The 12,847-nt window shown below is 60.7% G+C and carries 12 protein-coding genes and 1 tRNA gene; 9 read left to right on the forward strand and 4 right to left on the reverse strand.

The features are described from left to right. Nucleotides 1–7: 7 nt before the first annotated feature. The gene (locus tag LPJGGPFB_RS10615; RefSeq protein ID WP_173419885.1) at nucleotides 8–877 is read right to left on the reverse strand and encodes an ATP-binding protein; all 870 of its coding nucleotides are present in this window, start codon (nucleotides 875–877) and stop codon (nucleotides 8–10) included. Between the two features lie 239 nt (nucleotides 878–1,116). Here LPJGGPFB_RS10615 and yajC point away from each other — a divergent pair, with 239 nt between their 5' ends. The 5 genes from yajC (at nucleotide 1,117) to LPJGGPFB_RS10640 (ending at nucleotide 5,903) form a co-directional block, all read left to right on the forward strand. After that, nucleotides 1,117–1,452: a preprotein translocase subunit YajC gene (gene yajC / locus LPJGGPFB_RS10620; protein WP_173419886.1), complete on the forward strand. Its 336-nt coding sequence runs from the start codon at nucleotides 1,117–1,119 to the stop codon at nucleotides 1,450–1,452. A 50-nt stretch (nucleotides 1,453–1,502) separates the two neighbouring features. Further along, nucleotides 1,503–4,073, forward strand: a complete 2,571-nt coding sequence (gene secDF / locus LPJGGPFB_RS10625; RefSeq protein WP_173419887.1) for a protein translocase subunit SecDF — start codon at nucleotides 1,503–1,505, stop codon at nucleotides 4,071–4,073. 1 nt (nucleotide 4,074) lies between these two features. Then, complete coding sequence (locus tag LPJGGPFB_RS10630; RefSeq protein WP_077498256.1) at nucleotides 4,075–4,461, forward strand: Mth938-like domain-containing protein; 387 nt, start codon at nucleotides 4,075–4,077, stop codon at nucleotides 4,459–4,461. Nucleotides 4,462–4,482: 21 nt separating this feature from the next. Beyond that, nucleotides 4,483–5,325: a phytoene/squalene synthase family protein gene (locus tag LPJGGPFB_RS10635; protein WP_173419888.1), complete on the forward strand. Its 843-nt coding sequence runs from the start codon at nucleotides 4,483–4,485 to the stop codon at nucleotides 5,323–5,325. A 110-nt stretch (nucleotides 5,326–5,435) separates the two neighbouring features. After that, nucleotides 5,436–5,903, forward strand: a complete 468-nt coding sequence (locus LPJGGPFB_RS10640) for a hypothetical protein (RefSeq protein WP_173419889.1) — start codon at nucleotides 5,436–5,438, stop codon at nucleotides 5,901–5,903. Nucleotides 5,904–6,019: 116 nt separating this feature from the next. Here LPJGGPFB_RS10640 and trmFO read toward each other — a convergent pair whose 3' ends face one another. The 3 genes from trmFO to LPJGGPFB_RS10655 all read right to left on the reverse strand — a co-directional run bounded on the left by trmFO (nucleotide 6,020) and on the right by LPJGGPFB_RS10655 (nucleotide 8,271). Then, nucleotides 6,020–7,432, reverse strand: coding sequence for a methylenetetrahydrofolate--tRNA-(uracil(54)-C(5))-methyltransferase (FADH(2)-oxidizing) TrmFO (trmFO, locus tag LPJGGPFB_RS10645; RefSeq protein ID WP_173419890.1), 1,413 nt, complete (start codon nucleotides 7,430–7,432; stop codon nucleotides 6,020–6,022). 109 nt (nucleotides 7,433–7,541) lie between these two features. Continuing rightward, the gene (locus LPJGGPFB_RS33705; RefSeq protein ID WP_065781539.1) at nucleotides 7,542–7,685 is read right to left on the reverse strand and encodes a DUF1127 domain-containing protein; all 144 of its coding nucleotides are present in this window, start codon (nucleotides 7,683–7,685) and stop codon (nucleotides 7,542–7,544) included. A gap of 442 nt (nucleotides 7,686–8,127) precedes the next feature. Next, nucleotides 8,128–8,271: a DUF1127 domain-containing protein gene (locus tag LPJGGPFB_RS10655; RefSeq protein WP_065781538.1), complete on the reverse strand. Its 144-nt coding sequence runs from the start codon at nucleotides 8,269–8,271 to the stop codon at nucleotides 8,128–8,130. Nucleotides 8,272–9,208: 937 nt separating this feature from the next. Between LPJGGPFB_RS10655 and LPJGGPFB_RS10660 the strand changes: the two genes are divergently transcribed. From LPJGGPFB_RS10660 to tig, 4 genes are all read left to right on the forward strand, one after another. Further along, nucleotides 9,209–10,318 carry a DUF2157 domain-containing protein gene (locus tag LPJGGPFB_RS10660; RefSeq protein WP_173419891.1) on the forward strand — a complete coding sequence of 370 codons (1,110 nt, stop codon included), beginning with the start codon at nucleotides 9,209–9,211 and terminating at the stop codon, nucleotides 10,316–10,318. Continuing rightward, nucleotides 10,315–10,908, forward strand: coding sequence for a GDYXXLXY domain-containing protein (locus LPJGGPFB_RS10665; protein ID WP_173419892.1), 594 nt, complete (start codon nucleotides 10,315–10,317; stop codon nucleotides 10,906–10,908). The genes LPJGGPFB_RS10660 and LPJGGPFB_RS10665 overlap by 4 nt, the downstream gene beginning before the upstream one ends. Before the next feature lie 185 nt (nucleotides 10,909–11,093). Next, nucleotides 11,094–11,178, forward strand: a tRNA-Leu gene (locus LPJGGPFB_RS10670). A gap of 179 nt (nucleotides 11,179–11,357) precedes the next feature. Further along, nucleotides 11,358–12,836: a trigger factor gene (tig, locus tag LPJGGPFB_RS10675; protein ID WP_173419893.1), complete on the forward strand. Its 1,479-nt coding sequence runs from the start codon at nucleotides 11,358–11,360 to the stop codon at nucleotides 12,834–12,836. Nucleotides 12,837–12,847 lie beyond the last annotated feature (11 nt).

A 12,847-nucleotide genomic window follows, 5' to 3' on the forward strand; every position in this document is an offset into this window, starting at 1 on the left:
GTTGCTATCAGCCGTCCAGCCGGTGGCGCAGGCGACCGGCCAAATCTTGAATGAACTGCCAGGCGACGCGGCCGGACCTTGCTCCCCGCGTCGTTGACCACTCCAGCGCATCGGCGTGCAAGGCGTCTTTGTCGACCGCAATGCCGTAATGGCCCGCGTAGCCGTCGATCATCGCCAGGTAGTCGTCCTGGCTGCATTTGTGGAAGCCGAGCCACAGGCCGAAACGATCCGAAAGCGATACCTTTTCCTCGACTGCCTCTGACGGATTGATGGCGGTCGACTGTTCGTTTTCCATCATGTGCCGCGGCAGGAGGTGACGTCGGTTCGATGTTGCGTAGAGCAGCACGTTGGTCGGCCGCCCTTCGACGCCGCCGTCGAGCACGGCTTTCAGCGACTTGTAGGACGTGTCGTCGTGGTCGAAGGAAAGATCGTCGCAGAAGACGATCACCGGAACGGGAGCCGACTTCAGGATGTCCATCAGTGCCGGCAGCGTGGCGATGTCCTCGCGGTGAACTTCCACCAGCTTGACTGCAACGCCCGTATCACGGGCGACCTGGGCGTGGACGGATTTGACGAGCGACGATTTTCCCATGCCGCGCGCGCCCCAGAGAAGCACGTTGTTTGCCGGATAACCTTCGGCAAAGCGCAGCGTGTTGTCGACCAGGATGTCGCGCACATGGTCGACGCCGGTAATGAGCGACAGCTCGATGCGGTTCGGCCTCTTGACCGGCTGCAGATGGTGCGTTGCCGGCGCCCAGACGAAACACTCGGCGGCGTCCCAATCGTTGGCGGCGGCAGCGGGACCGGCGATGCGCTCGATCGCCGCGGAAAGCTTCTGCATTTCCTTGATGAGAACGTCGATCTTTGTTTCACCCATCGGTCCATCTCCGCTTGCTGAATCAGTCACTTGGCTTCGGTTTAACCGGGTAGCACGCAGGTTTGCGCTGGAAAAGGCCGCACCGGGTGGGAGGGGGGGTTCTCCTCTTGCGGAATTTATGTCAGAGGCACTGGATCGGATACGGGTGCCGTCGCTTTGCATTGCGGCTGCGCGCCCTTATATTCCGGCCGATTTGGCGCGGAGGAACCGCCGCATATTTTGAACTCAAGGAGTGATCGATGTTCATTACCGAAGCTTTTGCGCAGACAGCCGCCGCCCCGTCGACCGGCGGTGCGGACATTCTTATGTCGATTCTGCCTTTCCTGCTGATCTTTGTCGTCATGTATTTCCTCATCATTCGTCCGCAGCGCGCTCAGATGAAGCGCCGCGAAGAACTGCTGAAGAACATCCGTCGCGGTGATCAGGTCGTGACTGGTGGCGGCATCGTCGGCAAGGTGACGAAGGTTGTCGACGACAGCGAACTGGAAGTCGAAATCGCCGAAGGCGTCAAGATCCGCGTCATTCGCGGCGGCGTATCGGAAGTTCGCGTCAAGGGCGAACCCGTAAAGGAATAATTCCAGTCCAGCCATATCCGGGAGCATCCGGGAAGCGGAGCGTTTGAGGCATGTCCAATCTGAAGCCGTTGAAGAGCGCTCTTGTTTGGCTGGCAGTGCTTTTGGGCATCGCGTTTGCGATGCCGAACTTCCTGACGAAGGAACAGGCTGATGCGCTGCCTTCGTGGCTCCCGCATCGCCAGGTGGCGTTGGGGCTCGATCTCCAGGGTGGCTCTCACTTCATGTTGCAGGCCTCGCGCGAGGACATCCTCGCCGAGCGGCTTGAAGCGGTGACAAATGATGTCGGCAAAGCGCTGCGCGATGCCGACATCGCCTATATCGGCCTGTCGGGCGAGGGGCAGTTGATATCGCTGCGGGTCCGTGACCGGGCTAAATTGCCGGCAGCGCGTGCCGCACTTGCTCCGCTCATGGTTCCGGTGGAAACCGGTGGACTGGTCAACGACGAAATCACCGAACTTGCTTTCGACAGCGCCGAAGAAGACGATCTGATCCGCCTTCGCCTGAGCGACGAAGGCATCGACTACCGCATGTCGCAGGCGTTGGGCCAGGCCATGGATGTCGTTCGGCGCCGGATCGCCGAAGTCGCGGTAGCAGAACCTCTGCTTCAGCGCCGAGGCGATGACCGGTTGATCGTTCAGGTTCCGGGTCTGGCGGATCCACAACGCCTGAAGGACCTGCTCAGCCAGCGCGCCCGCATTTCCTTTCAGGTGTTGAACGTGACCGTGCCCGTGCAGCAGGCCGTCGATGCGCAGCCGCCGGTCGGCAACGAAGTTCTTTATTCCTTCGACGATCCACCGATCCCCTATCTCATCGAAAAGACACCGCTGCTGTCGGGGGAAGATTTCACCAGCGCCGAACCGCAGATCGACGCGACAAGCGCCGAGGCGTCGGTTGCCATCAAGCTGACGCCCGCGGCGACCGGTCGTGTCGCCGCCCTTCAGGCAAAGGGCGCCGACCAGAAGGTTGCGATCATTCTCGACGATCAGGTCGTCGCGACACCAACAATTGGCAACGCCGTCAAGGGCGATACGGCAATCATTGCCGCCGATCTGCCGGAGGAAGGCGCCGGCGATCTCGCAGCGCTGGTCAGGACCGGACCTCTGCCGGCGACTTTGACGGTCGTTGAAGAGAGGACCGTCGGGCCAGGCGTCGGCGATGATGCGATCGGCGACGGTCTGAAGGCCGGCTTCGTCGCCGCCGTTGCCGTTGCTGCATCGATGGTCTTCTTCTACGGCGTCTTCGGCATCTTCGCCGTTGCTGCCCTGGCGGTGAACCTGATCCTGATCATCGCAGTCCTTTCACTAACCGGTGCGACGCTGACATTGCCGGGCATTGCCGCAATCATTTTGACGATTGGCGTTGCCGTCGACTCCAACGTGTTGATCTACGAGCGTATTCGCGAAGAGGCGCGGGGTGGGCAGCCTCTGGTTCAATCGGTCAACAAAGGCTTTGCGCGTGCCTTCAGCAGCCTTTTCGATGCCAATTTGACGATGCTGATCGCAGGGGCGATCCTCTTCTACCTCGGGTCCGGTCCGGTTCGAGGCTTTGCGGTTACGCTGGCAATCGGCAGTTTCACCACGCTGTTTACCGCCTATACCGTCACACGCAGGATCGCCAAGGCGTGGCTGCGCGGCTGGAAGGCGCAGCATCTGCCGAAGGGTATTCGCACGGGACGCTTCAGCGATCTCGATATCCGCTTCATGGCGATCCGCAACCCGGTCTTCATCGTCATGGCGGCGCTGTCGGTTGCTTCCGTCCTGCTTCTTGGCACTCTCGGTCTCAACCTGGGTGTCGACTTCAAGGGCGGCTCAATCATCGAGCTCGAAAGCAAGGCCGGCAACGTCGATATTGCCGACCTGCGCGTGCGGCTTGACGAGTTGAACCTGGGCGAAGTGCAGGTGCAGCATCTCGGCTCGGGCAACGGCGTCCTGGTGCGCGTGCCGTCGCAGGAGGCTGGCGACAACGCCGAGCAGACGGCGATCGGCGTCATCCGGGCGGAACTCAGTGACGAATATGCCTTCAAGCGCGTCGAGGTTGTCGGTCCGGTGGTATCGGGCGAATTGACCCGTGCGGGAACGACTGGGCTTGCCGTCTCCTTCGTCGCGATCCTGCTCTATGTCTGGTTGCGTTTCGAGTGGCGATTCGCGCTGGGTGCGATCGTCGCGACCCTGCACGACGTACTGCTGACGATCGGTTTCCTTGTGGTGACCGGCATCGAGTTCAATCTCGGCAGCATCGCCGCTGTCCTGACCATCATCGGCTATTCGCTCAACGATACCGTCGTGATCTATGACCGCATCCGCGAGAACCTCGGCCGCTACAGGAAGATGCCGCTCTCGGTGCTGATCGACGCTTCGATCAACCAGACACTGTCACGCACGATCCTGACGGCGCTGACGACGGTGCTGGCGCTGACGGCGCTCTACCTCTTCGGTGGTGGTCTTATCCGCTCTTTCAGCGTTACCCTCTTGTTTGGCGTCATCGTCGGCACGATCTCTTCGATCTATATCGCTGGTCCGATCCTCATCCTCTTCCGCAAGCGGACGGACCATTTCCAGGGCGGGGAGAACGTCTCCGGCCCGGGCGCCGGGGCGGCGCAAACGGCAAAGGGTTCAGTCTGAAATGCCAAGGGGTATCGAAATCCGCGAAGCGCATTTTCCGGGGCGTGCCCCGATCGATGCCTATGGCAATGGCGGCTTTCGCTTTGCCGACATGTCGCATCGCGGCTCCGTGCTGATGCTGCCTTCGGGCGTCTATGCATGGGATGTTGCAGAGGGCGATCCGCTGGCGGTTGAAAAGTTCCAGCGCGTGTTGGACGAGGCGCGCGATATCGAAGTGCTGCTCGTCGGCACCGGCCGTGACATCCGCCCGCTGCCGGCCGAGCTGAAGACCGCCCTGCGTGCGCTGAACATCTCCTCCGATCCGATGAGCACAGGGGCCGCCGTCAGAACCTACAATGTGATGCTGGCCGAAGCGCGGGCGGTTGCCGTCGCGCTGATTGCCGTCTGATCTCGGCCAGGGAAGACTTGCGTGCAAGAAATCGATACCCAGATCCTGAGCGACCTCAGGGACAATGACCGTGACCGCTACCTCGCCTGCCTGCTGGCGCCTGCAGCGAGTCAGTCGTCACTCGCTGCGCTCTACGCGTTCAACGCCGAGCTCGCCCGCATTCGTGAGCTGGTCCATGAGCCGATCCCGGGTGAGATCCGCATGCAATGGTGGCGGGAGTTGCTGGAAAACGAAGATGCGACGGGTGAGGGGCACCCGCTCGCACGTGCGCTGCTCGACTGCATTCGTAAGCATAGACTTCCCATCTCGGTGTTTCAGAACATGATCGACGCCAGGATCTTCGATCTCTACGATGATCCGATGGAAGACCGGGCGGCATTCGAAGGTTACGCCGGTGAGACTGCGTCGGCGCTGATCCAGCTTTCCTGCCTTGTTCTTGATCCGCAAAATGCAGCGAAGTCCGCCGAGGCAGCCGGCCACGCTGGCGTCGCGCAGGCGGTGGCGGGGGTGCTGCTGCTGCTGCCGCAGCATTGCCGCCGAGGGCAGGTCTACCTACCGGCCGAGCTCCTGCGGGCAACCGGCCTCGACAGGGAAACGCTGCTCGCCGGGGAGGATCAAGACGCGATCGGAAGAGCGGTCAGGGCGTTTGCGGGCTACGGTCGGGACCACCTGACCAAGGCGCGTGCCCGGCTCGATACGATCGCGCCCGGCAATTTCGCCGGCTTTGTTCCCCTGGCACTCGCCGAGCCGATCTTCGACCGTGCCGAGACCGTCGGCGCGGGGGTGTTGCGCGATCCGATCAGGCCGGCGCAGTGGCGGCGGCAATGGTGGATGTGGTGGGCGAGCAGGCGCAGGCGGTTCTAAGTGACCGGGGCGGGCATCAGAGGGCGCAGCATATGGTCAAACTGGCGCAAGGCTCACACCGTATAGAGGCAGTTTATCGGCTTCTTGCCCACTGAAGGGGTGCCCGTCTGATGCTCTGGCTGCTTTTGATCATCGTCGTCATTCTTGCCGGCTCGTTCTACATGTGGATGAACGCGCGGGCGGAACGGGATTGGAATGACCCGGATGCCGGCTCGGCGATGGTCGAGTTCGGGCGGGCCTTTCCGGACGAGGCAATTCGTGCCCTTCATTCGACCGCGGACCGCAAGGCGATCTTCCTGCGACTGCATGACGGCAAGGCCGGTTTCATACAATCACATGGAACGCATTATGTTTGCCACGTCATTCAGCCGGGCAAGGTCCGGGTCAACAGTTCCGAAAGCGGCCATGGATTGATCGTTCATTTCCCCGATTTCGCCTATCTCGACAATGCGTTCGAGTTTCACAACGCCAGTGAGGCGGCTGAAGTCTCGCTGTGGCTGCTTGGCAGCTTCAGCCCGAAATCGGAATTCACCGCCGATGAGGCGGACGTGCCATCGCCAGCGAAAGCGGGCGAATAACGAACACCTGGCGGCAGCCATCGCTGCCGACAGTCCTGATCAGTGTAAGCCTGCGAAAGTAAGAGGCCCGCAAACCGGCGTTGATCCGGATTGCAGGCCAATTGCCTGGTGGCCGATTACCCGTTCAACCAGGCGGCACAGTCGCTGAGTGCGCGCGCAGCAGTCGCCTGCTTCTTTGCCGCAGCCTTTTCCTTGCCGCGGAAACGCTTCACGCCCTCGGGCTTGGTGATGGCGCCGGGATCGAGCGGTGGGAACAGCCCGAAATTGACATTCATCGGCTGGAACGAGCGTTTGCCCGGTTCGTCGTCGGAAACGATGTGGCCGCCAGTAATATGATTGAGCAGTGCGCCAAAGGCGGTCGTTGCTGGCGGCGTGATCAATTCTTCGCCCTTGCGTTGCGCTGCGGCGAACCGACCGGCCAGCAAGCCGATGCTGGCACTTTCCACGTAGCCCTCGCAGCCGGTGATCTGACCGGCGAAGCGCAGGCCCGGCCGTGACTTGAGCGTCAGCGTTCCGTTGAGCAACGTGGGTGAGTTGATATAGGTGTTGCGGTGCAGGCCGCCGAGGCGAGCGAATTCGGCATTCTCGAGGCCCGGGATCATGCGGAAGACTTCCGCCTGCGCGCCATACTTCAGTTTCGTCTGGAAGCCGACCATGTTGTAGAGCGTGCCAAGCGCGTTGTCCTGGCGCAGCTGGACGACAGCGTAGGCCTTGACTGTCGGGTTGTGGGCATTGGTGAGGCCCATCGGCTTCATCGGCCCATAGCGCAGCGTCTCGCGCCCGCGCTCGGCCATTACCTCGATCGGCAGGCAGCCGTCGAAATAGGGCGTACCTTCCCATTCCTTGAAGCCGGTCTTGTCGCCGGCCACGAGCGCGTCGATGAAGGCGTTGTACTGCTCCTCGTTCATGGGGCAGTTGATATAGTCCTTGCCGGTTCCGCCGGGGCCCACCTTGTCGTAGCGCGACTGATACCAGCAAATGTCCATGTCGATCGTCTCGGTATAGACGATCGGCGCGATGGCATCGAAGAAGGCGAGCGCATCGGCGCCCGTTTCTTGGCGGATCGATTCGGCAAGGTCAGGGGCAGTCAGCGGGCCGGTGGCGATCACCGCCAGGTCCCATTCTTTCGGCGGCAAGCCGTGGATTTCTTCGCGCACCACGGTGATGAGCGGGTGGCCGGCGATCGCCGCGGTGACGGCATCGGAGAAGCCGTCGCGGTCGACGGCGAGCGCGCCGCCCGCCGGCACCTGGTTGGCATCAGCCGCCTTCATGATCAGCGAGCCGGCAAGGCGCATTTCGGCATGCAGCACGCCGACAGCGTTGCTGGTCGCGTCGTCGGACCGGAACGAGTTCGAACAGACGAGCTCGGCAAGGCCGTCCGTCTTGTGCGCATCGGTGCCGCGCACGCCGCGCATCTCGTGCAGCACGACCGGGACGCCGGCCTCGGCGATCTGCCAGGCAGCTTCAGACCCGGCAAGGCCGCCGCCGATGACATGAATGGGAGAGTGGGAAGAGGTGTCTTTGCTCATGGCCGGCTTCCTACCATGCTCGCTTCGTCGTTCCAACCGTCGTTGCTATCGCCACAAACGAAAACGGCGCCCGAAGGCGCCGTCTTGGAAGTCTGGTCGTTCGATCCGATTAACGGAAGGAGCGCGATGCAATGTTGCGGATATCGTAGCGGGTGATGCCGATATCATTGAGAGCGTGGTTCGACAGGTTGCCGAGCTCGCTGACGGTGCGGCGGTAGTTGATCCAGCTTTTTGCGATACGAATCGGGTTCATGACTTTTTCCTCAAGATCTGTTTGTCGCGACAGCCATCTGTCTGCGTCGTTGAGGTTCTTATACGCTTGTCTAATTAGAAGGTGGAGTGCAAAGAAAATGCATCTGCTATGCATTTGTGCAGTGCATCGCCACATTGCTGGGCAAGAATTGCGCCCGCTCGAAAACGCGCCATCGCTTAAAGATTGATTAAAAAGCGGGAGAGGTCCATTAACGATCTGGAATCGTATCATTTTTTGGGCGGCTATCGGGGGCATGTCGCCGGCGTGTCTTGCTGCAAACCACGGCAGGATTGCCGGTCCGGAGCCGTTCCTGGCTTGTGGTTGGCCTTCGCAGTTGCGAAGAGAATTTGTTAGGCAATTTGCCAACGAAAAACGCCCCCCGGAATGAACCGGAGGGCGTTGGTAATGTCCGGCGCGCTGCGCGAAGCAGCGCTCCTGGAGATTACTTGATTGCCTGACGTGCAACGTAGGCGATGTCGCCACGGCCGATGCCGAGGTCGCTCAGTTCGCGGTCGCTCATGCGGCCGAGTTCGTTGCAGGTCTGACGGTACTTGCGCCAATTGTTGAAAGAACGTGCGAGGTTCATGATCCTATCCTTTCTAGGGTCGTTTGCCAGCGCTTGTCTCTCGGCTGGCCGTCATCTGATGACCCGGAATATAATCGTTTTGAGCAGAAGTTACAGAGATAATGCTGCATCGCACCCATGCAGCTCATGCAGGTCTCGTTTTGATCGATGCACCGGCGTCGCACTCCGATGCCGCCGCGAGGAGGTCATGGACGTTGCTGGAGAATAGAGGGAGGAGAGGTGGCTGAATCAAACAACGCCCGCTGGGGGAGGAGATCCAGCGAGCGTCGTTTTGTTCTGATCGGCAACTGGGAGGAGGAGTGCTGCCGATCCAAATCGAGGGGCGCTGGGAGGAGGAGTGCGCCGCCCCGATCGATGAGTTGAAGATAGTTTAGTCTGCTGAATTTGTGTAGTTCAGATGTCTCATGGCACGTATGCGCTGAATGCATGGCTCGACGCGGAGTCGGTGAAAAGATGCGCAAACATTGTGCAGATGCTTCGAGCGGCCATGATAAACGAGAAGGGAGGGCTGAAACGAATAACGCCCGCTGGGGGAGGAGGTCCAGCGAGCGTCATTGAAGGTGATTGGCAACTGGGAGGAGGAGTGTTGCCAATCGTATCGGAGGGGCGCTGGGAGGAGGAGTGCGCCGCTCCGAATTCCATCGAACTTTCGTCCGGGTCTTTCCCGGATTCCCGGGGCGGCTGACCATCGCCGCTGGCGTCCGCTTGGCTGTTTGCTTTCGTTCGCCTCTGATGATTTGAATATAGGGTCTTTAAATCGATTTGTGCAGTGCAATATCCGCATGGAAGATATGCGCATTGCGCAAGTCGTCAAATTCGGGCGAAGACACCTGGGGTGCGCGTGATCGAATGGTTGTGTTTTTCCGACATTGCATGATTAGGTGTTGATCTCGGCTTGGGCCTTCAAGGGGCAAGTCGTCGCGGGAGGTGGGGCAATATGTATCGCGGGCGTCTCGAAAAGGATTTCAAGCATTGGGTCGGTATGGGGCTTCTGCCGGAAGCGTCCGCACGACAGATGCTTGCGGAGTACGACGGTCGCGAATCCGCGTTCCGGGCCGGGCGTGTGCTCTTGGTGCTGGCAGCTCTGCTGCTCTCCGCCTCGATCCTTTTGCTGGTGGCGGCCAACTGGGAGGCGCTGCCGCGTCTCGCGCGGCTGATCGGTATCGTCGCCTTGATCTGGGGTTTTCATTTTGCCGGTGCCTTGTTTGTCCGGCGGGGCAATGGTGGCCTTGCGGCAGCGACGCTCGTGCTGGCCACAATGTCGTTCGGCGCCGGCATCGCGCTTGTCGGGCAGATGTATCATCTCTCCGGGGATGCCGCCGACGCGCTCCTGCTCTGGATCGCAGGGGCATGCGTAACCGCGCTCGCCTTTCGCTCGGCCGCTGTCACGACCGTGTGCGGCGGGCTGGCCTGGGCCTATTTCCTGACGGTGCTGTCCGAAAACGGACTTGGTGAAATCGTCGAGTGGCAAACCTGGATTGTCCCGGCACTTGCCATCCTCGTGGTCATCCTGGTGCGCCTGACGGACGCCGGTCGCGCCCGTCACCTGGCTTACCTGCTGGTGGTGGCGTGGCTCATCTGGCTTTATATCGAGAATTCGTCCCTCGGTTTTGCCGGCACATTGGCTGTCGGCGGCATTGTGGCCTTCCTCGCGGCAGCCATGCCCGGTTCACCGCTTCGTCCCATGGCGCTCGAGGCCGGTTCGGCGCCGGCATTCTATTCCTTTGCCCTCGCGCTCATCGGTTTCTCTGTGTTGCAGTTTGAAGCGGTCGGGTTGTTCACGGAAGTTGCCGCCGGTGCGGCCGTGCTGATCGTCGCTCTGCTTGGGATAGCGCTCGCCGGCGCGCAGAACGGAGCAGTTCGCTATCTCGGTTATGCGGCCTTTGCCGGTGAGCTTCTCTATCTCGCTTTCGAGACGCTCGGCTCGATGCTTGGAACCTCCGGCTTCTTCCTGATTTCCGGCCTGCTGGTGGCGGTAATCGCCTGGCTGGTGATCCGGATCGAGGGCCGATTGATGCGAACGGGACGCGAGGAGGTTTCGCCATGAATGATCTCTCCGCAAAGCGCCGCTGGCTGCCGCCGCTCGTCGCCGCGCTGATCGCGGCCGTTCTGCAGACGGCAGCGCTGGGCTACATGGTCGAAAGCCGGGCATCGATCCTGAGGAACGGCAAGGAAGTCCTGCTCAAGACAGTGCCGGTCGATCCGAGAGATCTGCTGCGCGGTGACTATGTCATCCTCAGCTATGACATTTCTTCACTGCCGCCTGAACTCTTCAAGGGCGGTTTGCCGAAGGCGCCGCAGGAGGTGACGGTTTTCGTGCGCCTTGCCAAGCAGCCTGACGGCTTCTGGAGCGCATCCGAAGCATCCTTCACGGAGCTTGCGCCTGCGGATGAAAGCGTCGTGCTTCAATCGCAGCCCTTCACTTACTACCCTTCGTCGAGCGAAATCCCGTCACCGATCAATGTCGCCTACGGTATCGAGCGATTCTATGTTCCTGAAGGTGAGGGACGGGTGCTGGAGCAGGCGCGCAATGCCGAAGCGCTTTCGGTGAACGTACGCGTCAATGATGCCGGGCGAGCGCAGATCAGGCAGATCGCAGTTGAAGGTACGCCTGTCTACGAGGAGCCGCTATACTAGCGGCTCTTGGCGGGACTAAATCGTTCTATGTGGGTAACCGCATTTTCCCTTTGATCCCGTCAAAACGAGTGATATAGAGACGCCGCGCTCGGGAAAGCCCTGAACCTCAGCATGCCCTTTGTATCCGCGGTGTTTCCGTTGGTTGGTCTTGCGGGAATACGCTCAGTCGGTGCGATTGTCTGAACGCGGGTATGGTGAAATTGGTAGACACGCCAGATTTAGGTTCTGGTGCCGCAAGGCGTGGGAGTTCAAGTCTCTCTACCCGCACCAGGACAGTGATCGCACCAAAAGACCGGATTCTGCGTAGATGAAGGGGGCTGGAGTGCCATTTTGCTTGCAAAACGGTTACGGAACTGCGTAAAGCCACTCCCGGCAAATGGATCGGCTCACGTGCTCGCCAGACCTTTCTAAGGGGAAGAGCACAGTCAACGTGAAATGAAGGTTTGAACATGCAGGTTATCGAAACGCTCGCTCAAGGGCTGAAGCGCGAACTCAAGGTCGTTATCCCGGCCAAGGACATGGAAGCTCGGATGAACGAGCGCCTGGCCGAAGTTAAGGACCGTGTGAAGATCAACGGCTTCCGCCCGGGCAAGGTGCCGTTCGCGCATCTCAAGAAGGTCTATGGCAAGTCGATCATGGCAGACCTCGTCAACGAGATCGTCCGTGAAAAGCCGACCGAGATCCTTTCGGGCCGCGGCGAGAAGTCGGCGACCCAGCCGGAAATCGCGATGACCGAGGACGAGTCCGAGGCCGACAAGATCCTCAACGCCGAGGCTGACCTCGAGTTCACCGTCGCCTACGAAATCATCCCGGCGATCGAACTCAAGGACGTCAGCGGCATCAAGGTGACGCGCGAAGTCGTCGAGATCGCCGAAGACGAAGTCAACGAGCAGATCCTGCGCATCGCTGAAAGCGCCCGCACCTACGAGACGAAGAAGGGCAAGGCTGCCAACGGCGACCGCGTCACCATCGACTACCTCGGCAAGGTTGATGGCGAAGCCTTCGACGGCGGCAAGGACGAAGATGCTGAGCTGGTTCTCGGCTCCAACCGCTTCATCCCGGGCTTCGAAGAGCAGCTCGTCGGCGTCAAGGCTGGCGACGAAAAGACCATCACCGTGACGTTCCCGGCCGATTACCCGGCAGCGAACCTCGCCGGCAAGGAAGCCACCTTCGACATCACCGTCAAGGACGTTGCTTCTGCCCAGGACATCGAAATCAACGACGAACTGGCCACCAAGCTCGGTCTCGAATCGGCTGAAAAGCTGAAGGAAATCGTTCGCGGCCAGATCGAGAGCCAGTACGGCTCGCTGACCCGCCAGAAGGTGAAGCGTCAGATCCTCGACCAGCTCGACGAACTCTACCAGTTCGACACGCCGGAGCGCCTCGTCGAAGCCGAATTCGAAAACATCTGGCGCCAGATCAACACCGACCTGCAGCAGGCCGGCAAGACCTTCGCTGACGAAGAAACCACCGAAGAAGAAGCCCGCGCCGAATACCGCAAGCTCGCTGAGCGTCGGGTTCGCCTCGGCCTCGTTCTCTCGGAAATCGGCGAAAAGGCCGGCGTTCAGGTCAGCGACGACGAACTGCAGCGTTCGCTGTTCGAACAGCTCCGCCAGTTCCCGGGCCAGGAAAAGCAGATCCTCGACTACTTCAAGAACACCCCCGGCGCCGCTGCTTCGCTGCGCGCTCCGCTGTTCGAAGAAAAGGTCGTCGATCACCTGCTGTCCGAGATCTCGGTAACCGACAAGACGGTTTCCAAGGAAGAGCTGACGGCTGACGACGAAGAAACCGAAGGCAAGGCTGACAAGAAGGCTCCGGCCAAGAAGAAGGCCGCTGCCAAGGCTGATGCCGCTGAAGGCGAAGAAGCCGCAGCTCCGAAGAAGAAGGCTCCGGCCAAGAAGAAGGCTGCTGACGACAGCGCCGAGTAATCGTTTCTTCG

The organism is Ensifer adhaerens (genome assembly GCF_013283195.1).
Taxonomy (GTDB): Bacteria; Pseudomonadota; Alphaproteobacteria; order Rhizobiales; family Rhizobiaceae; genus Ensifer; species Ensifer adhaerens_G.